Genomic DNA, 24586 nt, shown 5'->3' with positions numbered 1-24586 from the left:
TCGGTTCAATGTGTTCCGCCGTCTTGTTCAGCTGAGCGTTCTGCCGCCAGTTTGCGGGCGTAGCCTGATTGCAGGATCTCCACGACAAACAGCACGGCCACCGAGAAGTAGAAGGTGGTCTTGGACATCGGGATAACTTCGTAGCCGAAGAATTTGAGCGCCAACGCCGGATCATGCATGGCGTGGGCGGCGGCCTGACCAGCTTCGCCCAACAGCACCACACCGACGATCAGCAGGATAAAGAGGCCCAGCACCTCGTACATGCGGTTTTTCTTGAGGAACTCGGTTACCCCGTCCGCCAAAAGCAACATAGCCGCGCCGGACAAAAGAATGGCTGTGGCCAGGATCGGGAACACATCGGTGATCGCGAGGGCGGAAAGCACTGAGTCAAAAGAGAAAACAAGGTTCATTGCGACGATCAGCATCACCACTTGGACCGCGGATTTGCGGCCCTTGTGATTGACGTCAGTGCCCAGATGCTCAAGCGACAGCATATGGCTGATCTCCTTGACGGCGGTATACATCAGGAAAATCCCGCCAATGATAAAGATCACCGTAGCAAAGTTCACGCCACCTTCGATCAGGCCGCCTTCGGCGAAGACCACAAACGGTTCGGCCATGGCGTCAATCAGTTGGATCATGGTGAACAAGAGCACCACCCGCAGGGCCACGGCTATGATGATGCCCCAAAAGCGTACGGCCTTTTGCTTCGCGACCGGCGCACGTTGGCTTTCGATCGAGATGTAAAGCAAGTTGTCAAACCCAAGCACCGCCTGCAAAAAGCAGAGCATCAGCAAATCGGTGAGGTTTCCCAAAGTCAGAAGGTCGGCCATCGCGCGTGTCCCCGTTGGTTTTTATGCGTTTTTTGGCTCAATACCGCATGACGAGTGACAAACAAATGAAATTCGTACCGCCAAATTCCCCGCAGGCGACGTTTAAGGAGAAACTTATGGGAGGGGCGACAGCATGCTGTCGCAGGGGCAACGCCCCTTCAGGCTCAAAGCGGCGCTTTGAGCCATGTTCAGTTGGTAGGAGAGGGAGGGGGGCTATTTGCGGCGACGTGTCGGTGTGGGGCGGGACTCAGGCGGTACAGCGCCATCCAAGCCAAGTTGATCGCGCACCACACGGCGACGCAATTCTTCGACGGCGCCGGCCTTGAGGTTTCCAAGCTGGAAGGGGCCATAGCTAACGCGGATCAACCGGTTCACGGACAGGCCAATGGTCTCCATGGCGCGGCGAATTTCACGGTTCTTGCCTTCGCGCAGGCCCACAGACACCCATGCGTTTGCGCCTTGTTGGCGGTCCAGCGTCAGCTCCATCGGTTGGAACTTTTCGCCGTCCACCACGATACCCCTTCGCAGCGGAGCAAAGGTATCCTCGGTCGGGCGGCCATTGACGCGCACGCGGTATTTGCGCAGCCAGCCGGTTTCCGGCAACTCAAGCTTGCGTTTGACGCCGCCGTCATTGGTTAACAGCAAAAGACCTTCGGAGTTGATGTCGAGCCGACCCACCGTCATCACGCGCGGCAGTTCGGGTGGCAATTTGTCAAAGATCGTCGTGCGGCCTTTTTCGTCGCTGTTTGTGGTCACCAGTCCAAGGGGTTTGTGATAGAGCCAGATGCGCTCGGGCTCGGGTTCGGCAATCGGTTTGCCATCCACCAGGATGCGGGCCTTGTCGGTCACGTTCAGTGCGGGGCTGTCGATCACCTTGCCATTCACGCTGACCCGACCGGCGCCAATCATGCGCTCGGCTTCGCGGCGCGAAGCCACACCAGCGCGGGCCAGAACTTTGGCAATGCGGTCGCCTTCGGGCGTGGCGCCGTCCGGTGTGGCCGGTGCATTGCGCGCAGATTTCTGAGGGCGCGCCGAAGATCGAGCGGCGGGCTTGGAGGACGGGCCGGGTTTTGTGGGTTTGCGGTTCATGGGGTTCCTCTAGCGGCATTTGAGGGATTGCGAAAGGGGGCGCGAGCGGGCATCACCTAGCCCCATGACGTTCAAGAGCCATATGGCGCAGGCTTTGTCTGAGGCGCGCAAAGCCGCCACGCGGGGCGAAGTGCCAGTGGGTGCCGTGATTGTGTCCCCTGACGGGGCGGTGGTTGCGGCGGCGGGCAACCGCACGCGCGAGCTGAGCGATCCGACAGCGCATGCCGAAGTTCTGGCGATCCGCGCCGCCTGTGCCGCTTTTGGCAGCGAGCGGCTTGCGGGGCATGACTTATACGTGACGCTGGAGCCTTGTCCGATGTGTGCCAGCGCGATCAGTCAGGCGCGGATTGCGCGGGTGTATTATGGCGCATCTGACCCCAAGTCCGGCGGTGTCGCGCAGGGACCGCGCGTATTCTCCCATTCGCAAAGCCATCATGTGCCCGAGGTTTATGACGGCATCGCCTCTGACGAAGCCGAAGCGATGCTAAAGGAATTCTTTGCCGCCAAACGCCCCTAGATCGCTGCGATTTCAATGGCTTGCATCAGCTGTGGCTCGACCACATCCACGCCGGGCAACCCGTCAATCAAATCCAGTGCGGACTGTTCCAGAATCGGAAAAGTGCCGTAGTGGCACGGGATCACCGTTTTGAAGTTGAAATAACGTTTGGCGGCATAGGCGGCGCCGCGCATGTCCATGGTGAAATGCCCGCCCGCAGAGAGGATGCCAATGTCGGGTTTGTAGTAGTCCGCCATCCAATCCATGTCGGCCATGATATCGGTGTCGCCCGACAGATAAACAGTGTGGCCTTCGGCCTGCAGCATAAACCCGACTTCGGTGCCGCCAGTGCGGGGACCGGTATCGGTGCCAAAGGTGGAGCTATGTGACGCTGGCACCATCGACAGTTTGACAGTCTCGCTCAATGCCACGGTGCCGCCCTTGTTAAACCCAACGGTTTCAATGCCTTCGTGCTCTGACCAATAGCCCATCAGATCATATTGTCCCACCACCGGAATGTTCAATTTGCGTGCCAGAGGCAGCATGTCGGCAACGTGGTCAAAATGCGCGTGGGTTAGGATCAGGTGCGTGGCGCCCGATGTTGCGGCGTCGTGTTGATCTTCGCTCAATACCGGATTGCCGGTGAGCCAAGGGTCAAGCAACAGCACAAGGTCGCCGGTCTCGATGCGAAAAGAGCCATGGCCCATCCAGATGATTTTCATGCTGTTTCTCCTGATGCTTTGGGACAAGACTAACACGGGCAGGAAAGATGGGAAGAGTGCATGGATTGGACGCGCTATATCGACGCCTATTGTGAGCGGTCGGGGCCCGAGTATTGGGCTGAACCTGTCAATGCGGTGACGAACGCGGCCTTTGTGATCGCGGCGCTGATTATGTGGCGGCGGGTGCAGGGACCGGGTTTGGGATTGGCGCGGGCGCTTTGCGTCATTCTCGGGTTGATCGGGGTGGGCAGTTTTCTGTTTCACACCCATGCGGTGGTCTGGGCCGCGGTGGCGGATACAACGCCGATTGCCGCTTATGTTTTGCTCTATATTTTTGCGGCCAACCGCGACTACTGGGGTCTGTCCAACGTTTGGGCTTTCGGGGCGACGCTGCTATTTTTTCCCTTTGCTTACCTCACGATGCCGATGTTTGAGGCTCTGCCTGTTTTGGGTGTTTCTGCGGGATATCTACCGGTGCCGGCGATGATTGCGCTTTATGCAGTGGCCTTGCGTAAGCGTTTGCCAGAGGTCTCAAAAGGATTGGCCATTGGCGTGGTGATCCTGATGGTTTCGCTGATGATGCGATCATTGGATGCGCGTGTTTGCGAGGCGGTTCCGCTGGGTACGCGCTTTTTGTGGCACATTCTGAACGCGGTCATGCTGGGATGGATGATCGAGGTTTACCGGCGTCACGTAGTGGGTCAAAAAAGCTGAGCTGGGTCCAACAGGTGAAACATTTGGCCTGATGGGGACGTGACAAAGAGCGACAGGGCCATGGATGGGGTTTTCGCGCGAACCAAAAGAGCATAGGAAGTCAGTATGAACTGGAATGTGCCCAATATGCTGTCGGTTTTGCGGCTTGCCGCCGCGCCGATGATCGCTGTGATGTTTCTTTACTTCACAAGACCTTACGCCGATTGGTTTGCGCTTTGCTTGTTCCTGATCGCCTCTGTCACCGATTGGTTTGACGGGTATTTGGCGCGACTGTGGAAGCAGGAAACCCGACTTGGCGCGATGATCGACCCGATTGCGGACAAGGCGATGGTGGTGATCGCGTTGATGGTGATTGTGGGCTACTCGTCGATGTCACCCTGGCTGGTGCTTCCGGCGACTTTGATCCTGTTCCGCGAAGTGTTTGTCAGCGGGTTGCGCGAATTTCTGGGCGATGTCGCTGGCACGTTGAAAGTCACCAAACTCGCAAAATGGAAGACCGCGACGCAGATGGTGGCCATTGCTGTTTTGTTCGGGCAAGGCGTGTTTGAACATTACCTCGGCATGTCGGCATGGGGCATGGATCAGGCGATGGTCGATCAGGTGATGACCGGCGCCGTTGAGGACACGCAAGGGCTGTTGTGGAAACACGCGGGCATGGTCTGGACCGGATGGATCGGGTTGGTGTTGCTGTGGGTCGCGGCGGCGCTAACAGCGATCACCGGGTATGACTATTTCCGCAAAGCTTTGCCGCATCTGAAGGATTGAGCACGATGGATGTTTTGTATTTTGCATGGGTGCGCGAGCGGATCGGTGTTCCGAAGGAAGTCGTTGAAACACAAGCAAAAACCGTGACTGATCTGGTCGAGGAATTGCGCGGGCGCGAAGAGCGTTACGCTGCCGCGTTTGCGGATTTGAGCGCGCTTCGGGTGGCCGTGGATCAGGAGCTGACCGAGTTTGACGCCTCACTTGAGGGCGCACGGGAAGTGGCGTTTTTCCCGCCGATGACCGGTGGCTAAAGAGGGTTTCCGTCATGAAAATCGCAGTTCAGTCTGAGCCGTTTGATCTGGGTGCCGAGGCCAGCGCCTTTGCCAGCGGGCATCGCGACATGGGTGCAATTGTGACCTTTACCGGTGTCGTGCGGGATCTGGCACGGGGTGATTTGGACCGCATGGTGATCGAACACTATCCCGGCATGACGCTGAAAGCGTTGGAAAAAATCGCGAATGAGGCGCGGGAACGTTGGAGCCTTGGGGATGTGTTGGTCATTCACCGCTATGGTGATCTGGCACCGGGTGAGATGATCATGATGGTTGCCACGGCGTCTCCGCATCGCAAAGATGCCTTTGAGGCGGCGGAATTTTTGATGGATTACCTCAAATCCCGCGCGCCGTTCTGGAAAAAAGAGATCACTTCTGACGGGGCCGACTGGGTGGCCGCCAAGGATGAGGATGAGGACGCGCTGAACCGCTGGTGAGCGGAGGTCGTCGAATCTAGGTTAACCTTTTGGCGTTGGGTAAAACGCCCGTCTGTATTGCGGCTGCAAAGCGTCGGTATTGCGTCGGTGCGATTTTCAAGCCGCGCAGGTGTGAAGGCAACGCGCGATGCAAAAGGTTATTGGACAACCTCGCGGCGGACGGGAAGGCCGGCGTCGGCGTTTAAAACCATTTCTCCGTCACGGACTGCGAAGCGACCATTGACCAGAACAGAGTGGACGCCGGAGGCGGGCTGATTGGCGTTCTCAAACGTGGCGTTGTCGGTGATAGTGGCCGGATCAAACACCACGAGATCAGCGTCCATGCCGATCTGCACACGGCCTTTGCTGCGCATTTGGGGCACGAAATCTTCGAGCGTTTGGGCCGGCAGCAATGACATTTTGCGAATGGCTTCGGAGAGAGAAATCAACCCGCGCTCGCGCACATAGGAACGTAAAACCTTGGCATAGGTGCCCGAACTGCGAGGATGGCTGAAGACGTTGTCAGGCAGGGGCCATGCGTCGCCTGTGTAGGTTTTGATCGCGCCTGCATCGTCAAAGTAGGACCAGAACACCGCATCGGATCCGATACTGGTTGATGGGTGGGTGACCGATGCATCCAGAAGCGCCAGCTTGTCGGGTTCGGATTCATCCAGGAAGTGCCAGACGATAAAGGTGCCCGGATTGTTGGCTTGGTAGTCGGCAAGTTCGTCTTCTGTCATCCGATCGGCGCCAAGCTGGAAGTTTTCGGAGGAGCTGTCCACGCGTTCGCGCCAGTCGTCGCCGGAGAACATGGCGGCACCAACCACAGTGCTGGCTGCGCCGTAAGGGTAGGCTTCAACCGTGATATTGATGCCTTGGGCTTGCGCTTTCTCGACCAGATCAAGGGTGGCGTGAATGTCGGACAGAGACGAGCTGTTGATGTGGCAGATATGCATGTGCGCGCCCGTGAGAGCTGCGTTGGCGATCAATTCCTTGATGGCCTCAAACGATCCCTGAGGTTCGAGGTTTGAGGCATAGCGCACGTGGGTGAAAGTCGCGACATCGTAGTCTGCGGCAAGTTCCGAAAGGGCGAAGTATTCTTTTTGACCATATCCGGGCGCATAGCCTGCATTGATTCCGATGCCGATAGCGCCTTCCTTGAGGCCGGTTTCAACGAGATCCAGAATGCGCGCGGTTTGCAGCGGGTCGGCGATCTGGAACTTCCAGTCATTTTGAGCCTGCGCGTCCTGAAAGTAAGCGGAAGTGGCCTGAGGCTCGGTGTTGGAGAACGTGGCGATGCGTGAGAATGTCCAAGCGGCGGATGCGCCATAATTTAGCGGCGTTTGTTGCACCTGCATCGCGGAATACCAGTCGCCGATTGGCAGCACACCACTTTCAAGCTCCATCACCGTGGTGACTCCCTGCATGGCCTGCATGCGCATATCGCCAAGTGCCATGCCGTGGGCGTGCAAATCGATAAAGCCCGGCGCAACCACCATGCCGGAGGCGTCGATGACGGTTTCGCCTTGCAAGTCAAATTCAGAAATCGCGGCGATGTGGCCATCGGATATGGCGACATTGCGCACTGCATCAAGGCCGCTGTCCGGGTCAATAACGCGGCCATTGAGAATGACGGTTTCATACGAGTTTGCGCTGGCCATGCTTGCAACCAAAGCAAGCGGTAGAATGCTAAAATACTTCAAACGATCACTCCTTAACCTGACTGGCGAGGAGAGTATCGAAATTTTCTTTACATGCTAATCACATTTTCGGGCAAGTCAGCCCGCGTTCATGCGCTCTAGGTGCGCGCGCATTTCTTCGGCCTCTTGGCGGGCATCGCGCAGCCCGTCCATGGCGGCGCGCAGCTCGGCTTCGGTCTGGGTAAGCTGATTGGTCAGCTCGGCCTCGCGCTGTTGCAGGTAGGTGATCGCCTGATCGCGGGTCTCTTCCGCTTCGTGCAACTCTTGGCTCATGCGCTCAAGTTGATCCACGTCAGCTTGCGCCACGCGGGTGAAACGGTGCACCAGCCAATTGGCAAACCACCCCATTGAGAAGGCCACAAACAGGATGACGGCTGTTGTCAGGATGAAGTCAATTCTGGTCATTGGTCGTCTCCTCGCCCGCGGCGTCTGGGTCCGCTGTTTCGGCGTTGTCTGCGTCTGCCTCACTGTCGGTGTCGGCTTCTTGGGCCTCGGAGTCAACGGCCTGGCCATCAGTTTCTGTAGGTGTTTGTGCCTGCCCGTCGGGTGAATTGGCTGTCTCCGGCTCCGATGTGGCGGTGTCGGACGCGTCGGTCGCTGCGTCGGCCTCGGCGTCGCCTTCGGCTTGTTCTTCGGCCTCGGGCACGACTTGCACAAATTCGATCCGGCGATTGGCCTCGCGGCCTTCTTGCGTCTCGTTGTCGGCAATCGGTTGGCTTTCACCATACCCAATGGCAACGAAGCCTTTGGTCAGGATGCGGCGGTCTTGCAAGGCGGTCAGAACGGATTGGGCACGGGTTTGGCTGAGCGCTTGGTTCATCGACTCGCGCCCCTGGCTGTCGGTGTGGCCTTGGATTTCCAGCTGCAGGTCAGGGCAGTCGGCGATTTTGATCGCGATGGAGTCCAAAACGTCGGCGGCGGATGCGTCCAGCGTGCCCGAACCGGGTTCAAACACAATTTTGTTTTCCTTGGCGAAGCCCTGAATGTCGGCGATGCATTCTTCGACCGTGGGCAAGGCCGCGAGCGGGTCAAGTTCCTCGAGATAAAGCACATCAATCGAGAAGTGGTCTGTGGAGGAGAGTTTGTCCGCAAGGATTTGGGCGATACGGGCGTTGGCCTCCAGATCGCCGGTGCGGCCGGTTATGGCCAGCGATTCCGGTGTTACCATCAGCGAGCCGTTGTGCAGTTGCGCCAGTGCATCCAGACCGGCCATCACCCGGAACGGCCAGCTTTGCGGCAAGGTGTCGTCAAGGCGGGCCGCCATGTAAACCTGTTCGCTGCCAAAGCGGGCGTGGGCGTAGCTTTCGGTTGTGGTGCGAGAGATTTCATTGGAGAGGCGACCGCGCAGTTGAACCAAACCTTCGGGGCTGAGGGTGGCGTTGAATTCCGGCGTGGTGCCTTCGGCCATAGCTTCGGGCGTGGCAGGCAGTGTCGCGCTGAGCGCAAAGACGTCTGGCAAGCCGCTTTCGACTTCGCCGACAACTTTGTCAAACAGCGCGGGATCGGTGCCTTGCGCGGCAATAAGGGTGATGTCGGCATCGGAGAAGGTCACAGAGCCTTGGCCTAATTCGGCAAGACCTTTGATCGCGGTTTCCACGGCGTCGGCCCATGTCGGTGACGGAACACCCAAGCCAATCGTACAAATGCTGCGCCCCGGCGGGAGGCCGGCGTCGCGGGCAGCCGTTAGGATCATGGTGCGGGCGCGGTCTGTGTCTGCCGAGCAGGCGTCAAACTTTGCGCCAGCCTCGTCGATCAGGAACCGCAGTGTGAACGGTGTGATAACCGGACGTGGCGCCGAGATGTTGAGGTTCACATCAACCGTCGCTGGCGCCGTGCGCACCAGTTTTGCAGACAGCTGTTGGCGATCTTCGGGGCTGTTGGCCATTGCTGTGATGCTGACCTGTCCGGCCTCTACCGAGATTTTGGAGCGGGGCAGGTCGCGCAGGGCCTCGATAGCGTAGTCGAGGCTTTGCGCCCAAGCCACAGGAGCGTCATAGGCGGCAGTTTCCAGAAGGTCGGTGACGTCGCGGGTGCCGACGAGTTTGGTAATGTCGCGCAGGATGGCGGCACGATCGCTGCTTTCAGGCACGAGGCCAATCAGAGAAATGCCTGCGTCATTGCGCAGAATTTCAACGGAAAAGCGCGGCGGCGCGATGTCGGCAGTGGCGACCACCTGCATGTTGTCGATCACCCGCGCCGCATCAACGATGCGACCAGCGGCGGTCATGGCGCGAAACCGTGCGGCCTCGGTCGGGGCGGTGCCGGCAAGGAAGACATTGAGGCCTTCGGCGTGCACATCAGCCCAGTCTTGGCCATCCAGCGAGAGTTCTCGTTTGACGGCCTCTCGGGAGCTGTCTTCGATCAGGTCAGCGGAGAGGCTTGCGGCCACAACAGAGAGCAACGCTGCAGTGGCGAAGGTGGCGCAGACAATAAGGAGGGAAGAAAGTCGCATTCGTGCCGGCAGTCATGAAAGGTTGCAGAGTGATACGCCGAGACGCGCGCGCTTGCAATCACAGGAATAGGGCAATTGCAAAAAACGCGACGGCGAGAAGTCCGGTGTCGCGATTGGACCGGAACAGCATCAGCAGACGGTCAGGGTCTTCGGTTTTCAGCATCCGAAGTTGCCATTGCATGTGCCAGCCCATGACCACAGGGCCGATAAGGGCGACAACAAGGGCCAGCTTGGAGGCTGTGATGCCGGCCATGATGACCGCGATACCAATTAGGGAGACGGTGGCGATCAAAAAGAATTGAAGCCATTGCGGGGTTTTCTCGGCAAACAGGCGTGCGGTGGATTTCACGCCGATCAAAGCGTCGTCTTCGGTGTCCTGATGGGCATAAATGGTGTCGTAGAACAGGGTCCATGCGATGCCGCCAAGATAGAGCACAACCGCAGGTGCCTGAAGCTGACCGGTGTGGGCCGTCCATGCCAGAAGCGCCCCCCAGTTAAACGCAATGCCCAAAAAGACCTGCGGCCACCAGGTGAAGCGCTTGGCGAACGGATAGACCGCAACTGGCGCAAGCGAGACGATGCCAAGCACGATGGCTTGGGTGTTGAAGCTGAGCAGGATGGCCAGCGCGATGAGAGCCTGAAGACCCATCCAGACAGCGGCCTGTCTGGCGCTGACTTGGCCTGAAGGGATCGGGCGGGAGCGTGTACGTTCGACCTTGGCGTCATAGTCGCGGTCGGTGATGTCGTTCCATGTGCAGCCAGCGCCGCGCATCAAAAAGGCGCCAAGCGCGCAGCCCACGGCGATCCAGAGGTCATGCCAGCTGGCGGTGCCGTCTGACAGCATGGCCAGAGCGAGGCCCATCCAGCACGGCAGCAACAGAAGCCATGTGCCAATCGGACGGTCCGCGCGCGAGAGGCGCAGGTAGGGGCGGGAGAAAGCGGGCGCGAGGTGGTCCACCCAATTGCCTTTGACGGCGTCGGAAACCTGACCTTGGGGCTCTGGCGTTGTGGGCGTGTCGGCCATATGTAGGATTCCATGAAACAGGCAAAAGTCAGATTGTATGTAGAGCAGGGGCTGGGGGAAGGGCAAACCATTCCTCTCGCGCGCGATCAGGCGCATTACCTGTTTGGTGTGATGCGCATGGCGGTGGGCGATCCGGTGCTGCTGTTTAATGGTCGCGATGGCGAGTGGCGCTGTGAGGTGGCTTTTGCTGGCAAGCGCGGCGGTGAGTTGGTGTGTCGTGAACAGACCAAACCGTTGCAGATGCCGCCGGATTTGTGGCTGCTGTTTGCGCCGATCAAGAAAGCGCGAACGGATTTCATCGTGGAAAAAGCCGCCGAGATGGGGGCCGCGAAGATTGTGCCGGTGCAGACTGAGTTCACCAATTCCGAGCGCATCCGGCAAGACCGTTTGCAAGCGCACGCGGTCGAGGCCGCGGAGCAATGCGGCGGGACGTATGTGCCTGAGGTTGCAGAGCTTACCAAGCTTGAGCGGCTGTTGGCGGAGTGGCCCGAGGGGCGGCAGCTGATGTTTTGTGATGAGGCGGAGGTGGGCGCGGCCAAGCGGCTGGCGGCATCCTCTGCGAAACAATGGGCGATCCTGATCGGGCCGGAAGGTGGATTTTCTGAGGTGGAACGAGCGAAGCTGAAAGCCTTGCCGTTTGCCCATGTCGTCAGCCTCGGGCCGCGGATATTGCGGGCGGATACGGCAGCTGTGGCAGCAATGACGCTGTGGCAGCAGGCATTGGGGGATTGGGGATGAGCGGTGAAGCGGTGACTGCACGCCTTTATGTAATTGTTGCGAAGTACGCGCCGACCGCGGTTGTTTTCCGACGCGGCCCAACCCGACATTTCCAAATGTTGCTTTGGGACCTCAAGACGGACCGGATCACGCCGGGCCAATGGTTGAAACACCGCGTTTACACGGAGAATGCAGATCTTTCCCCTGATGGTCGCTTCCTGATTTACAATGCCGCCACCTATAGCCCAAACCACCAATTAGGTGGTGGCTATGTCGCGATTTCCAAACCTCCGTTTTTCACAGCGCTTGCGCTCTACCCGACGCCGGAATTCGAAGAAGGTGGGTGTTTTTTCCTAGGCAATCGACGGTTTTGGGTTGGCTCGTCGGCAGAAGATCTCGGCAAGGGGCTGCTGCTAAGGTCCAATGGGTTGAGGCGTGTCCCGCGGTTTCCCGAAACCCTGTTGCGAAAGAACATTGAGGATTGGCCTTTTGCACGGCGTGACGGTTGGACCAATGTCGCCATGAGCGTGACCAAAGGAGAGGACGGTCGTCTTCTTCGCCGGAACTGGACGATGGATAAGGGATTGGGCGAGGGGTTCACATTGACCCAAATGAGGACACAGATGCTTTCCTATAAGATCGCTGATCTGAGGGCGAAATATCCTTGGCAGAGCTTCGAATTGCATAGTCGGGACGGTGTTCTTGAACTGCATGCGGAGTGGGCGGACGTTTGGCGCAATGATGTCTTGTTCGCGCGAGAAGGCTGCCTGTTTCGCATGCGGGCAGGTGAAAAGCCTAGTTTGGTTGCGAACCTGAACGCGAATAAGTTCGTGAGTGTTCGGGCGCCCTATGCGGGTCTGCAAACAGCGCGTCGCGAGCGCAACGATCCAAAGTGGTATTCTCTAAGAGGAGAGGTACATTGAGTTTCATACGACCGGAGGCGCGGGTCGCCATTGTCAAATGGCGCGAAGTATTGGTGGGTCTTGTGGTGCTGCTGCTTGGTCTGTGGTGGGCCAGCGGCGGCGGTATTTTGCGCTGGATCGGTTTTGCGGTGTTAATCGCGGGGATTGCGCTGATTGTCAGTGGTATTCAGCGGGCGCGGTTCCGGCGTGGCACGGGTGGGCCAGGCGTGGTGCAGGTGGTCGAGGGCGAGGTCGCCTATTTCGGGCCGCTCAATGGCGGCAGTGTGGCTGTGCGGGCCTTGAGCCGTCTGGTGCTGGATGGGCGGTCCAATCCTGCGGTTTGGGCGCTGTATCAGCCCGGTCGTCCGCAGCTTCACATCCCTGTGAACGCTGAAGATGGCGAGGCTTTGTTTGACGCTTTCGCCAGTCTGCCGGGGTTAAAAACCGAACAAATGTTGGCGAGATTGCAGGACGTGAAAGCAGAGCCGGTTCTGATCTGGGCGAAGGATGATCGGCGATTGAGCTAACTGTGCATCAGAGCACATTGACAGTCTCGACAAATCGGCTCACGACTGATTGTCACGACATTTTTTGCAGCGGAGCGAGCGCATGTCCATTCCCCAGTCCGGCGGCGGCCCGATTGAGCATCACGACCAGTTGGCAGAATACTTGTCCTCGGGCTGCAAGCCCAAAGATGAGTGGCGTATTGGCACGGAGCACGAGAAGTTCGGCTATTGCAAAGAGACGCTGCAACCGTTGCCGTATGAAGGCGAGCGGTCGATTTTGGCTGTGCTGCAAGGGCTGCGCGACGGGCATGGCTGGGCGCCGCTGGAAGAAGGCGGCAAGCTGATCGGGCTGGAAAAAGACGGCGCCAATGTGAGCCTTGAGCCGGGTGGGCAGCTGGAGCTGTCTGGTGCACCGCTTGAGACCATTCACCAGACCTGTGACGAGGTGAACGAGCACCTGCAGGATGTGAAGGACATTGCTGACAAGATTGGCGTCGGCTTTATCGGGCTTGGCGCCGCGCCGGAATGGTCGCACGAACAGATGCCGGTGATGCCCAAAGGGCGGTATCGGTTGATGACCGATTACATGGATCGCGTCGGCACCATGGGCAAGGTGATGATGTATCGCACCTGTACCGTGCAGGTGAACCTCGATTTCGCCTCTGAGCCTGACATGGTGCAAAAATTGCGCGTGGCGTTGGCCCTGCAACCGGTGGCCAATGCGCTTTTTGCCAATTCGCCGTTTCTGGATGGCAAACCCAACGGAATGAAGTCCACCCGCGGGCTGGTGTGGCGGCATCTGGATGACGCGCGCACAGGCATGTTGCCGTTTGTGTTTGAAGACGGCTTTGGCTTTGAGCGTTGGGTGCAATACGCGCTCGATGTGCCGATGTATTTTGTCTATCGCGACGGCAAATACATCGATGCGCTGGGCATGAGTTTCCGTGATTTCCTCAAGGGTGAGCTGCCGGCGTTGCCGGGTGAAATGCCCACGCTGAGCGATTGGGCCGACCATTTGACGACGGCCTTCCCCGAGGCGCGGATCAAGAAATACATGGAGATGCGTGGCGCAGACGGCGGACCTTGGCGGCGGCTTTGCGCGTTGCCGGCGTTCTGGGTTGGTCTGATGTATGATCAATCCTCGCTTGATGCCGCTTGGGATCTGGCGAAAGGCTGGGACGCCGAGACGCGCGAGGCGCTGCGGGTGGCGGCCAGCGAAGACGGGCTTCAGGCCGAAGTGAACGGCATTAAGATGCACGATCTGGCACGTGATGTACTGGCGATTTCCGAAGCAGGCCTGAAAGCGCGCGCGCGGCCCGGTGCGGGTGGTCTGGTGCCGGACGAGACACATTTCCTGAACGCGCTGAAAGACAGCATCGAAAGCGGTAAAGTGCCAGCAGACGAATTGCTGGAGCGCTACCACGGCGATTGGAATGGCGATCTGAGCAAGATTTACGGCGAATACAGCTATTGATCGGGCGCCGTTGTCACGCATGCGGATAGGCGGTAGCGCCTGTTGCGCCGTCTTTGACGGCTTACGCGATCGCGCGGGTGCTGGATTTGGTGGGTTTGAAGGCCCAATTGAAACGGGCGTGATGGCGGCTTGGGGACTTTGCAGGCACTGCCTACCATCTCGCCAATGGCTGCTTTCAACCGCCCAGCTGAGAACGCATAGCTTGATAGACAACTGCTGTGGCCACATTTGCCAAATTGAGTGATCGGACACGCGAATCGAGCATGGGCAATTTGAACGTTCGATCCTCCATCCCATTCAGGATCGCCAATGGCAGGCCTTTGGATTCACACCCGAACACCAAATAGGCATCCTGTTGATAGTCAGGATCGTAGACGGATTGGGCCCCGTGTTCTTCGAAGAAGTATAAGCTTTGGGAGCATGGCCTGCGTTCATCCAGAAAACTTTGCCAACTGTCGTATTCGCTGAGATGAACATATTTCCAGTAGTCCGTTCCGGCCCGCCGCACTGCTTTCTCATCAAGGGAAAACCCGTAAGGTTTGATCAAAATCAGCTCTAGGTTCAACGCAACGCACGTCCGTCCAATAGCGCCTGTATTGTACGGAATTTCGGGTGTTACCAACACAATTTTCATGCTCGGATCAGACATAGGTTGTGTGGACTTTCATAGTTGAGGGCGCGGCAAGCGTAATGCATCGCACATTCATTCTCGCAAATTGAGTTCGGAAAGCTAACGGTTTTCAAGGAATTGGTGAGCCTCAAGAAGTGTTGTGGCGAGCCGGTCAAAAAAGCCCGGAACGTCAATGTCTATGAGGCTTGAAGGAGCCTGTTCGTCTTGAGAATTGAGACTTTCGGTGCGCCTCACATGAAAAAGCGTGGTCGGAGTGGCGAGCAATTCCCTATAGCTCGCGCCTGTTCCATGCTTGAGTACGTTGATTGCGAGATAGTATTCATGGAACCTACCGGCGAGGTCAGTGTGTCCGGCTTCCAAAAGCGCTGCTCTTAATTTTCGTGAAAACGGACCTCGTTTGAAGTGGTGCTGCATGCGCGCCTCGAAAAGAGTGAAGATATCAACCGCAGCCAATTCAAGCGCGACATTCGCCGCGCGAAGGTCTTCAACTTGAGCTTCGGATGCGGTCTGCCCTTCCAAATGTTCCCGAACTTGCAAAATTCTATCTGTGGACACCGTTGCTTTGGCCTGCGCCGCCGCAATCAGGTCCGGTACATTCTGTGAAGTTTCCATTGTTCATTCTCCGTAGGTCCCCCCCCCCTTTAAGCTAAGCAGCTAGGAATGATAGTGGCAGGAAGGATTCCTTGTAGCCGCATGGAAATCATTCGCAGGAACAGATGCTCAGGGGTGGCCATTCGTCGCGCTGCAGCATCCGCCAAAACGGGCTCAAACCGGACATTCGCTGTTTCACCGCAAACGGGCGCTCTTCATTGCGAAAAGAAAAACGCCACCGGTGGTCTCCGGCGGCGTTTTCATGTCTAGCGAACCAATCGTGGACCGAAATCCCGAAAGTATTACTCCAGTTCGATCAGCAGGTCCTTGGCGTCGATCTGACCGCCCGGGCCGACGTGTACGGCTTTGACCGTGGCGTCGTGTTCGGCGTGGATGCCGGTTTCCATTTTCATCGCCTCAATCGTCAAAAGCATGTCGCCTTCTTTGAGCTCTTGACCGACGGTCACGGCAACCGAGGCGACAACACCGGGCATCGGCGCGCCGATGTGGTTTTTGTTGCCCACTTCGGCTTTGGGACGTGCGGCCGTTGACGATTTCACCAGACGGTTTGGCACGCGGATCACGCGGGGTTGGCCGTTGAGTTCGAAGAAGACTTTGACCTCGCCGTTCTCGTCGGTTTCGCCAATCGCCTGAAGGCGGATTTCCAATGTCTTGCCGGGGTCGATTTCGGCGGTGATTTCCTCGCCGGGTTCCATCCCATAAAAGAACGCGCGGGTCGGCAGGGCACGCACGGGCCCGTATTGGCGATGGCGGCCCATGTAGTCGAGGAAGACCTTGGGATACATCAGGTAGCCATTGAGATCTTCGTTATCGACCTCAAACCCGTTGAGTTCGGCGGAGAGTTCGGCGCGGGTGGCTTCGATGTCCACGGGAGCGAGATGCTTGCCGGGACGCTCAAGGTTGGGCTTTTCGCCCTTAAGCACCTTGTCGATGATCGCAGACGGGAAGCCGCCGTGGGGCTGGCCCAAGTTGCCGCGCATCATGTCCACAACCGAGTCGGGGAAGGACAGGTCGGTATCTGGGTTTTCGACCTCTTCGCGGGTGAGGCCTTGGGAGACCATCATCAGGGCCATGTCGCCGACCACTTTGGACGACGGCGTCACTTTGACGATATCGCCGAACATCTGGTTCACATCGGCGTAGGTCTGCGCGACCTCGTGCCACTTTTCCTCAAGGCCAAGGCTGCGGGCCTGAGCTTTGAGATTGGTGAACTGACCGCCGGGCATTTCGTGCAGATAGACCTCGGAGGCAGGCGCGGCGAGGCCGCTTTCAAACGCGGTATATTGGGCGCGTACGCCTTCCCAATATTCAGACAGTTCGCGCACGGCTTTGATATCAAGGCCGGTGTCACGGTCGGTGTTGCGCGTGGCCTCGACAATGGAGCCGAGGCAAGGCTGTGAGGTGCCGCCCGAGAAGGCATCCATGGCGGCGTCAACGGCATCTACGCCAGCATCTGCGGCGGCGAGAATGGTTGCGCCGGCAATGCCCGAGGTGTCGTGGGTGTGGAAGTGGATTGGCAGGCCGACTTCTTCCTTGAGCGCTTTGATCAAGACGCGGGCGGAGGCGGGTTTCATCAGGCCGGCCATATCCTTGAGGCCAAGGATGTGGGCGCCTGCGGCCTCAAGATCTTTGGCCATCGAGACATAATAGTTGATGTCGTATTTGGCGCGGTTTGGATCAAGCAAATCGCCAGTGTAGCAGATCGTGCCTTCGCAGACCTTGCCGGATTCAACCACAGCATCCATCGCGACGCGCATGTTTTCCACCCAGTTGAGGCTGTCAAACACGCGGAATACGTCGACGCCGGTTTCGGCGGCTTGGCGGACAAATTCCTGCACCACGTTGTCGGGATAGTTGGTGTAGCCGACGCCGTTTGAGGCGCGCAGCAACATCTGTGTCATCAGATTGGGCATCGCCACACGCAGATCGCGCAGACGCTGCCATGGGCATTCCTGCAAGAAGCGGTAAGCCACATCAAAGGTCGCGCCGCCCCAGCATTCCACTGAGAACAGCTGCGGCAGGTTGGCGGCGTAAGTCGGCGCCGCCTTGATCATGTCGATCGAGCGCATGCGGGTGGCGAGCAAGGATTGGTGGCCGTCGCGCATGGTGGTGTCGGTCAAGAGCAGTTGTTTCTGCGCTTTCATCCAATCGGCCACAGCTTGCGGGCCTTTGTCCTCAAGCAGGTTGCGCGTTCCGTAGGCCGGTTCGGCTTTTTTGGCGGGCGCAATGGGGGTCTTGAGATCTGTGGCAGGTGCCGGACGGTCGGTGGTTTCAGGATGGCCGTTAACGGTGATGTCGGCGATGTAGGTCAGAACCTTGGTGCCGCGGTCGCGCCGTTTGGCGAATTTAAAGAGTTCCGGCGTCTGGTCGATGAAGGTTGTGGTGTACTGGTTGTTCAGAAACGTCGGGTGTTTCAGCAGGTTTTCGACAAAAGAGATATTGGTCGACACGCCGCGCACTCGGAATTCGCGCAGGGCGCGGTCCATACGTTTGATCGCCTTTTCCGGTGTTTGGGCGTGGGCCGTGACTTTGGTCAGCAGCGAGTCATAAAAACGGGTGATGACGCCGCCCGCATAAGCCGTGCCGCCATCGAGTCGGATGCCCATGCCAGTGGCCGAACGATACGCGGTGATGCGGCCATAGTCGGGGATAAAGTTGTTCTGTGGATCCTCGGTGGTGACACGGGTTTGCAGCGCGTGACCGTTGAGGCGGATGTCGTACTGGCTGGATTTGCCGGTGGCCTCGGCCAGTGATTTGCCTTCGGCGATCAGGATCTGGGCCTGAACGATGTCGATGCCGGTGACTTCTTCGGTGACGGTGTGTTCGACCTGCACGCGGGGGTTCACTTCGATGAAGTAGAACTTGCCGGTTTCCATATCCATCAGGAATTCGACGGTGCCGGCGCATTCGTAGTTCACATGGGCGCAGATTTTGCGTCCCAGTTCACAGATTTCTTCGCGCTGTGCCTCAGAGAGATAAGGCGCGGGCGCGCGTTCAACGACCTTTTGGTTGCGACGCTGAACGGAACAGTCGCGTTCATAGAGGTGGTAGATGTTGCCTTGCTGGTCGCCAAGGATCTGCACCTCGACGTGGCGGGCGCGGGTGATCATCTTTTCCAGATAGCCTTCGCCGTTGCCAAAAGCAGCTTCGGCTTCGCGACGGCCTTCCAGGACTTTCTCCTCAACGTCATCTTCGGAGAAAATAGGCCGCATGCCACGGCCACCGCCGCCCCAAGAGGCTTTAAGCATCAGAGGGTAGCCAACTTCGGCGGCTTCTTTCTTGATCGCGTCCATGTCGTCGCCGAGCACTTCGGTGGCAGGGATGACGGGCACGCCAGCCTCAACCGCGACCTTGCGGGCTGACGCCTTGTCGCCAAGGGCGCGCATGGTGGCGGCTTTGGGGCCGATGAAGGTGATGTTATTGGCGGCGCAGGCATCCACGAAGTCGGGGTTTTCTGACAGGAGGCCGTAACCCGGATGGATCGCGTCAGCGCCACATTCTTTGGCGACGCGGATGATTTCATCGATGCTGAGATAAGCGGCCACTGGGCCCATGCCTTCGCCGATGCGATAGGCTTCGTCGGCTTTGAAGCGATGCAGACCAAGTTTGTCTTCTTCGGCAAAGACCGCGACGGTCTTTTTGCCCATCTCGTTGGCGGCGCGCATGACGCGGATGGCAATTTCGCCGCGGTTGGCGATCAGGATTTTCTGAAAATCGGGCATCGGCAGGCTTCCCCTTTTGTGGCTCTGTCGGTGTTTGAGCGAATTGCTAGCCGTTCGCCGCGATGCAGCGCAATACCCAGAGGCCGGTATTTGTAAGATTTGTGTTACATTTGAAAGCGAGCCCACAGTGTCAGCGATAACATTCTGGCGGCGAGACTGAATCGTGCTGAAATTCGTTGGTTTGGGTACTATTGTGACTTGGTCGATCTTGTCGCAGGTGATTGTCTTGCGCCCGAATGCGCTGCGTGGCAAAAAGTCATACGCAATAATTGGAATGTGTTCATGCTGACTCGTCGTGTTTTTGTTATGGCTGCTGCTGCTTTGGGTTTGCCGATTGGCGCGCGTGCGCAGGTGAAAACTTTGAGTGCCGGAGAGGCCAGCAAAGCGCTCGCGACTGGTGATTTGATTTTGATTGATGTGCGAACGCCTCAGGAATGGCAGGAGACTGGCGTGGCCGAAGGCGCTTGGTTGCTGGATATGCGGCATCAGGATTTTGGGGGTTGGTTGATGGCCGCGATTGAGCGCAACCCCGGACGCAAGGTGGCGATCATCTGCCGGACCGGCAATCGCACGGGCCGCTTGATGCAAGCCCTGGCGCAAAACGGCATCGAGGGTGTTCTGGATGTAACCGAAGGTATGGTCGGTGGGCCCCGCGGAACGGGCTGGATTCCGTTGGGATTACCAGTGGTGACGGCGCAGGTGGCGTTTGACGCAATGCCGAAGGATTTGACGGCAGAGTAATCTGCCTGGGCTAGGTCACCAGTGCGGCGGGCACGTCCCCAAACGTCCTTGCACCAAGTTGACCCATATTGGCCTCAAGATCTTTGGACAGGATATCCAGTAGATGCGCCGGGCCTTTTTCGCCCAATGCGCATAGCGCGTAGTGAAAGCCGCGCCCCATGAAAACAAAGTTGGCGCCCAAAGCCAGCGCGCGCAAAATGTCCAATCCGGTTTCAAAGCCGCTGTCGACGATGAGCGGCAGGTCAGTGACCGCGCGAATGGCGGGCAGTACCTCGATGGGGGCGGGGGCGGCATCAAATTGGCGGCCCGCGTGGTTGGAGAGCCAAAGCGCGTCAACGCCAGTGGCCGTGAGGCGTTTTGCATCATCGGCGCGCAACACGCCTTTGACGACCAGCGGGCCGTCCCAATGATCGCGCAGCCAAGTGAAGTAATCCCAATCCGGTGACGTGCGCAGCAGATAGCCTGCATGAGCGGTGGAGCTGAGGCCGCTGACCTCTTCGGCATAGTCGTCAATCAGCTTCATACGGGGCATGCCGGCGCGGGCGGTGGCCAAAGCCCAAGCCGGACGCATTGCCACTTGCGCCAGCAAGCGGGGGGTCAAACGGGGGGGCGTTGTCAGGCCCGAGCGCACCTGACGTTCGCGGCGGCTGGCGATGGGCACGTCCACCGTTAGGACTAAGGTGGAAAACCCTGCGGCCTTGGCGCGGGACAGAAGGTCTTTGCGGATGCCTTCGTCGCGGGGCGGGTAAAGTTGGAACCACGCGTTTTCGCCAATGTGCGGTGCCATCTCCTCGGGGGTTTTGGTCGCGACAGTCGAGATGCAATATGGCACGTTTGCCGTCGCGGCGGCGCGGGCGAGGGAAAATTCGGCGTCAGGCCACATCAGGCCGGACATGCCTATCGGGGCCATGCCGACCGGCAGCGGATAGCGCTGACCCAAAAGCGTGGTTGTGGTGTCCGGTGTGATGTCGCCGTGCAGAATCGAGGGATTGAACAGGATCTCGTCCAGCTTGGCGCGGTTGCGGGCCTTGGTGCGTTCGTCACCTGTGGCGCTGTCGAGATACTCCCATACGAATTTGGGGATTCGGCGTTGTGTTTTGGCACGCAGATCGCTGAGCGCGGGGTATGAGCTGTGTAAATCCATGGCGTGAGTTTCGCCGTGTGGCAGCAATTGTCCAGCATTTCCACGCCAAGTGAACATAAAGAGAACTTCCCATCGTCGATTTGGCGCTGTAGATTGCCGCGCATGAGCAGTTTTGACGACGAATTCGCCGCCTTTGAAGGCGCATCCCTGTCGGCCCGCGCGATGATGGCGCGGCCGATGCCATACCTGAACGAGCTGAACCCCGCGCAACGCGAAGCGGTGGAGCAATTGGACGGGCCTGTTTTGATGCTGGCGGGGGCTGGCACGGGCAAGACCAAGGCGCTGACGGCGCGGATTGTGCATCTTCTCAACATGAACAAGGCGCGGCCAAACGAGATTTTGGCGGTGACGTTTACCAACAAGGCCGCCAAGGAGATGAAGACCCGCGTTGGCAACATGTTGGGCCATCAGATCGAGGGAATTCAGTGGTTGGGCACGTTCCACGCGATTTGTGTGAAGCTATTGCGGCGGCATGCGGAACTGGTCGGGCTGAAGAGCAATTTCACTATTCTGGACACAGACGATCAGCTGCGGCTGCTCAAGCAGTTGGTGTCAGCCGCCAATATTGACGACAAACGCTGGCCGGCGCGTCAGTTGGCGTCGTTGGTTGATGGCTGGAAGAACAAGGCGCTGACGCCGGAGAAGCTGTCGGCGGCGGATGCGGGGGCTTATAACCATCGCGGCGGCGAGCTTTATGCGCAGTATCAGGTGCGCTTGAAAGAGCTGAATGCCTGTGACTTTGGCGATTTGCTGCTGCATGTGGTGACAATTTTTCAACAACACCCCGATGTGCTGGCGCAGTATCAGCGCTGGTTCCGCTATATTCTGGTCGACGAGTATCAGGATACCAACGTCGCGCAGTATCTGTGGCTGCGGCTGTTGGCGCAGGGGCACAAGAACATCTGTTGTGTGGGCGATGACGACCAGTCGATTTACGGCTGGCGCGGGGCCGAGGTGGGCAACATCCTGCGGTTTGAGAAAGATTTCGAGGGCGCGCATGTGGTGCGGCTGGAGCAGAATTACCGCTCGACAGGCAATATTCTGGCGGCGGCGAGTTCGGTCATTCGCGGCAATGAAAACCGGCTTGGCAAGGAATTGTGGACCGAGGCGGAAGACGGCGAGAAGGTGCGTCTGATCGGCCATTGGGACGGCGAAGAAGAAGCGCGCTGGGTCGGGGAAGAAATTGAAGCGATGCAGCGCGGCACGCGTGGAATGGAGCGCAAGTCGCTGGAAGATATGGCAATTCTAGTGCGCGCGAGCCACCAGATGCGCGCCTTTGAGGACCGGTTCCTGACGATTGGCCTGCCGTATCGGGTGATTGGCGGGCCGCGGTTTTACGAGCGGCTCGAAATTCGCGATGCGATGGCCTATTTCCGGCTGGTGGTGTCGTCTGAAGATGATCTGGCGTTTGAGCGGATTGTGAACACGCCCAAACGTGGGCTGGGCAATGTGGCGCAGCAAAAGATCCAGACCTGCGCACGGGCCAATGGGGTGAGCCTTTTGGAAGGCGCGCGGATTCTGCTTGAGGAAAAGGGCATCGGCGGCAAAGGGGCCAAAGAGCTGGCGATCTTGCTGGATGGCGTGGCGCGTTGGCAACGGCAGGGGCGCGCGCCAGTGATTGAGGTCGCTCTGGATGACGATGCGGTGATTGACGATGGGGCCACGGTGCAGGCGACACGCTTGCAGGAAGGTGCGCCCGAGCTTGGACATGTGGAACTGGCACAAGTCATTTTGGATGAGTCGGGCTATACCGCCATGTGGCAGAACGACAAAACGCCTGAAGCGCCGGGACGGTTGGAAAACCTGAAGGAATTGGTCAAAGCGTTGGAAAGCTTTGATAATCTTCAAGGGTTTTTGGAGCACGTCAGCCTGATCATGGATCGGGATGACAACAACGACGGCGAGAAAGTCACCATAATGACCCTGCACGGCGCCAAGGGGCTGGAGTTCCCAGCGGTGTTTTTGCCGGGCTGGGAAGACGGTCTGTTTCCAAGCCAGCGGTCGATGGACGAAAGCGGGCTGAAGGGACTCGAGGAAGAGCGACGACTGGCCTATGTCGGCATCACGCGGGCCGAAGAGGTCTGCACGATTTCTTTCGCGGGCAATCGGCGCGTGTTTGGGCAATGGCAGAGCCAGATGCCCAGTCGGTTTATTGATGAGCTGAGCGAAGAGAATATCGAGGTGCTGACGCCGCCGGGTCTGTATGGGCATACCGGTGGAGGCGGAGGCGGAGGCATGTCGTCGGGGCTTGAGGCGAAAGTTGCGGACGCGAATGTCTATAATTCGCCCGGTTGGAAGCGGATGCAATCGCGCAGCGGGCAATATGGCACCAGCCAACCCAAGGAAAGCAAAGCGGCGGCGATTGATTTGACAGCGGTGAGCAGTTTCACCGTTGATGATCGGGTGTTTCACCAAAAATTCGGTTATGGCGTTGTGACCGATATCGAGGGTGACAAGCTGACCGTGAAATTCGAAAAAGCGGGCGAGAAAAAAGTTGTCGCACGATTTGTAACGGCACCGGATGATGTTCCATTCTGAGTGCGGTTTTTGATGGGTGGATTGGGGCTTTGCCCCCGCGCCAGCAAGCTGACGCTCCCCCCAGGATACTTTTGGCAAGAGGAAGCGGCGGGTGTGCTCTGCATGCCGAGGCTTTGACGAGGCGTCAGCTTGCGGTGATCCGATTGACAGACTGCCACTTGCGGCGTTGGCTGGAACCAACCAGAGGAGGCCTTCATGATCTTTTACGACTGTTCCACAGCGCCCAGCCCGCGGCGCGCACGCATGTTCATTGCTGAAAAAGGCGTTGATGTGGAGGTTCAGCAGGTGGATTTGCGCAACGATGCGCACCGGAAACCCGAATTTTTGGCAATCAACCCCCATGGCACCGTTCCGGTTCTTGTGACCGATGAAGGTGCACCGCTGACTGAAAACATCGCCATTGCGGGCTATTTGGAAGCGATGTGCCCAGAGCCGCCGTTAATGGGCGTGACACCTGACGAAAAAGGCAAAGTTTTGATGTGGAACGCGATCTGCGAGTTTCACGCCGGAATGGCGATCGCAGAAGCTTTGCGCAATTCGACGCCTGCTCTGAAGGGGCGGGCGTTGCCGGGGGCAGTGGATTACGCGCAGATTCCGGCGTTGGCGGAGCGGGGCATTCTGCGGCTGGGACGGTTCTTTGACACGTTGGAGGTGCGGCTTAAGGAAAGTGCGTTCCTTGCGGGGGGTGATTTCACGATGGCCGATATCACGGGGTTTGTATTCTGCGATTTTGCGCGGATCGTGAAGCAGGGGATTCCGGAGGAAAATGCGGCCTCGCAGGCGTGGTTTGAGCGTGTGAAGGCGCGGCCGAGCGCTGGGCTTTGACGCTTTAAAAAAATAGGGGAGCTGGCCCCGAAAACAGCCTTGAAAAAAAAGAAACGGCGGCGCCAGGGAGGAGGAAGGCGCCGCCGTTCTTGTGTCAGGACATCCCAGGGAGGAGGAGAGGGAGGCCCCGATTACGGTGGGCCGGATCGGCCCGATGTTGGTAGCGCGACGACACCAGGGAGGAGGAGAGGTGTCGCCGCTCTAGTTTCAAAGGTCCCAGGGAGGAGGAGAGGAACCTTTGATCCCGTTGGGCCATGTGGCCCGATGTTCTGGTGCGACGACGCCAGGGAG

Annotated in this window: 23 protein-coding genes; 12 read left to right on the top strand and 11 right to left on the bottom strand. The window is 58.4% G+C overall.

What is annotated here, in order from left to right:
• Positions 1-5 precede the first annotated feature (5 nt).
• Together SHIM_RS13815 and SHIM_RS13810 are read right to left on the bottom strand one after the other, a co-directional pair.
• Entirely contained in the window at positions 6-833 is an 828-nt protein-coding gene (locus tag SHIM_RS13815) for a TerC family protein (protein WP_054003267.1), read from the bottom strand.
• A gap of 213 nt (positions 834-1046) precedes the next feature.
• Positions 1047-1922, bottom strand: a complete 876-nt coding sequence (locus tag SHIM_RS13810; protein WP_054003266.1) for a pseudouridine synthase — start codon at positions 1920-1922, stop codon at positions 1047-1049.
• A gap of 64 nt (positions 1923-1986) precedes the next feature.
• On the opposite strand from SHIM_RS13810, the gene SHIM_RS13805 reads away from it, so the two are divergent.
• On the top strand, positions 1987-2439 hold the full coding sequence (locus SHIM_RS13805) for a nucleoside deaminase (RefSeq protein WP_054003265.1): 453 nt from the start codon (positions 1987-1989) through the stop codon (positions 2437-2439).
• Here SHIM_RS13805 and SHIM_RS13800 read toward each other — a convergent pair.
• Positions 2436-3140 (bottom strand): metal-dependent hydrolase, encoded by a 705-nt coding sequence (locus SHIM_RS13800; RefSeq protein WP_054003264.1) that lies wholly within the window; start codon positions 3138-3140, stop codon positions 2436-2438. The genes SHIM_RS13805 and SHIM_RS13800 overlap by 4 nt on opposite strands.
• A 60-nt stretch (positions 3141-3200) precedes the next feature.
• On the opposite strand from SHIM_RS13800, the gene SHIM_RS13795 reads away from it, so the two are divergent.
• From SHIM_RS13795 to SHIM_RS13780, 4 genes are all read left to right on the top strand, one after another.
• Positions 3201-3854 (top strand): ceramidase domain-containing protein, encoded by a 654-nt coding sequence (locus SHIM_RS13795; RefSeq protein ID WP_054003263.1) that lies wholly within the window; start codon positions 3201-3203, stop codon positions 3852-3854.
• Between the two features lie 105 nt (positions 3855-3959).
• Positions 3960-4619 (top strand): CDP-diacylglycerol--glycerol-3-phosphate 3-phosphatidyltransferase, encoded by a 660-nt coding sequence (gene pgsA / locus SHIM_RS13790; protein WP_054003262.1) that lies wholly within the window; start codon positions 3960-3962, stop codon positions 4617-4619.
• A gap of 5 nt (positions 4620-4624) precedes the next feature.
• Positions 4625-4870 carry a molybdopterin converting factor subunit 1 gene (gene moaD / locus SHIM_RS13785; RefSeq protein WP_054003261.1) on the top strand — a complete coding sequence of 82 codons (246 nt, stop codon included), beginning with the start codon at positions 4625-4627 and terminating at the stop codon, positions 4868-4870.
• A 14-nt stretch (positions 4871-4884) separates the two neighbouring features.
• Entirely contained in the window at positions 4885-5328 is a 444-nt protein-coding gene (locus SHIM_RS13780) for a molybdenum cofactor biosynthesis protein MoaE (RefSeq protein WP_054003260.1), read from the top strand.
• A 137-nt stretch (positions 5329-5465) separates the two neighbouring features.
• Here SHIM_RS13780 and SHIM_RS13775 read toward each other — a convergent pair whose 3' ends face one another.
• From SHIM_RS13775 to ubiA, 4 genes are all read right to left on the bottom strand, one after another.
• Entirely contained in the window at positions 5466-6980 is a 1515-nt protein-coding gene (locus tag SHIM_RS13775) for an amidohydrolase family protein (RefSeq protein ID WP_275043955.1), read from the bottom strand.
• A 105-nt stretch (positions 6981-7085) separates the two neighbouring features.
• Positions 7086-7412, bottom strand: a complete 327-nt coding sequence (locus SHIM_RS13770; protein WP_054003258.1) for a hypothetical protein — start codon at positions 7410-7412, stop codon at positions 7086-7088.
• Complete coding sequence (locus tag SHIM_RS13765; RefSeq protein WP_082358402.1) at positions 7399-9459, bottom strand: OmpA family protein; 2061 nt, start codon at positions 9457-9459, stop codon at positions 7399-7401. The genes SHIM_RS13770 and SHIM_RS13765 overlap by 14 nt, the downstream gene beginning before the upstream one ends.
• A 58-nt stretch (positions 9460-9517) precedes the next feature.
• Positions 9518-10483 (bottom strand): 4-hydroxybenzoate octaprenyltransferase, encoded by a 966-nt coding sequence (ubiA, locus tag SHIM_RS13760; RefSeq protein ID WP_054003257.1) that lies wholly within the window; start codon positions 10481-10483, stop codon positions 9518-9520.
• A 12-nt stretch (positions 10484-10495) separates the two neighbouring features.
• Between ubiA and SHIM_RS13755 the strand changes: the two genes are divergently transcribed.
• The 4 genes from SHIM_RS13755 (at position 10496) to SHIM_RS13740 (ending at position 14082) form a co-directional block, all read left to right on the top strand.
• Complete coding sequence (locus SHIM_RS13755) at positions 10496-11221, top strand: 16S rRNA (uracil(1498)-N(3))-methyltransferase (protein ID WP_054003256.1); 726 nt, start codon at positions 10496-10498, stop codon at positions 11219-11221.
• Positions 11218-12123: a hypothetical protein gene (locus tag SHIM_RS13750; RefSeq protein ID WP_054003255.1), complete on the top strand. Its 906-nt coding sequence runs from the start codon at positions 11218-11220 to the stop codon at positions 12121-12123. The genes SHIM_RS13755 and SHIM_RS13750 overlap by 4 nt, the downstream gene beginning before the upstream one ends.
• On the top strand, positions 12120-12629 hold the full coding sequence (locus SHIM_RS13745; RefSeq protein WP_054003254.1) for a hypothetical protein: 510 nt from the start codon (positions 12120-12122) through the stop codon (positions 12627-12629). The genes SHIM_RS13750 and SHIM_RS13745 overlap by 4 nt, the downstream gene beginning before the upstream one ends.
• Positions 12630-12711: 82 nt before the next feature.
• On the top strand, positions 12712-14082 hold the full coding sequence (locus SHIM_RS13740) for a glutamate--cysteine ligase (RefSeq protein ID WP_054003253.1): 1371 nt from the start codon (positions 12712-12714) through the stop codon (positions 14080-14082).
• 175 nt (positions 14083-14257) lie between these two features.
• Here SHIM_RS13740 and SHIM_RS13735 read toward each other — a convergent pair whose 3' ends face one another.
• The 3 genes from SHIM_RS13735 to SHIM_RS13725 all read right to left on the bottom strand — a co-directional run bounded on the left by SHIM_RS13735 (position 14258) and on the right by SHIM_RS13725 (position 19047).
• A complete protein-coding gene (locus tag SHIM_RS13735) occupies positions 14258-14716 on the bottom strand; it encodes a tRNA (cytidine(34)-2'-O)-methyltransferase (protein ID WP_446740605.1) in 459 nt (152 codons plus the stop codon).
• A 96-nt stretch (positions 14717-14812) separates the two neighbouring features.
• Positions 14813-15325: a glutathione S-transferase N-terminal domain-containing protein gene (locus SHIM_RS13730; protein WP_054003251.1), complete on the bottom strand. Its 513-nt coding sequence runs from the start codon at positions 15323-15325 to the stop codon at positions 14813-14815.
• 281 nt (positions 15326-15606) lie between these two features.
• Positions 15607-19047 (bottom strand): pyruvate carboxylase, encoded by a 3441-nt coding sequence (locus SHIM_RS13725; protein WP_054003250.1) that lies wholly within the window; start codon positions 19045-19047, stop codon positions 15607-15609.
• Between the two features lie 282 nt (positions 19048-19329).
• Between SHIM_RS13725 and SHIM_RS13720 the strand changes: the two genes are divergently transcribed.
• Positions 19330-19788 carry a rhodanese-like domain-containing protein gene (locus SHIM_RS13720; RefSeq protein ID WP_152926554.1) on the top strand — a complete coding sequence of 153 codons (459 nt, stop codon included), beginning with the start codon at positions 19330-19332 and terminating at the stop codon, positions 19786-19788.
• Between the two features lie 10 nt (positions 19789-19798).
• On the opposite strand, the gene SHIM_RS13715 is transcribed toward SHIM_RS13720, so the two are convergent.
• Positions 19799-20932 (bottom strand): alpha-hydroxy acid oxidase, encoded by a 1134-nt coding sequence (locus SHIM_RS13715; protein ID WP_082358401.1) that lies wholly within the window; start codon positions 20930-20932, stop codon positions 19799-19801.
• A 102-nt stretch (positions 20933-21034) separates the two neighbouring features.
• Here SHIM_RS13715 and SHIM_RS13710 point away from each other — a divergent pair, with 102 nt between their 5' ends.
• Together SHIM_RS13710 and SHIM_RS13705 are read left to right on the top strand one after the other, a co-directional pair.
• Positions 21035-23470 carry an ATP-dependent helicase gene (locus SHIM_RS13710; protein WP_054003247.1) on the top strand — a complete coding sequence of 812 codons (2436 nt, stop codon included), beginning with the start codon at positions 21035-21037 and terminating at the stop codon, positions 23468-23470.
• A gap of 195 nt (positions 23471-23665) precedes the next feature.
• Positions 23666-24295, top strand: coding sequence for a glutathione S-transferase family protein (locus SHIM_RS13705; protein WP_054003246.1), 630 nt, complete (start codon positions 23666-23668; stop codon positions 24293-24295).
• The last annotated feature ends 291 nt before the right edge of the window (positions 24296-24586 follow it).

This window comes from Shimia sp. SK013, from assembly GCF_001292625.1.
GTDB lineage: Bacteria > Pseudomonadota > Alphaproteobacteria > Rhodobacterales > Rhodobacteraceae > Shimia.
This window is presented reverse-complemented; position numbering and strand designations above follow the sequence as displayed.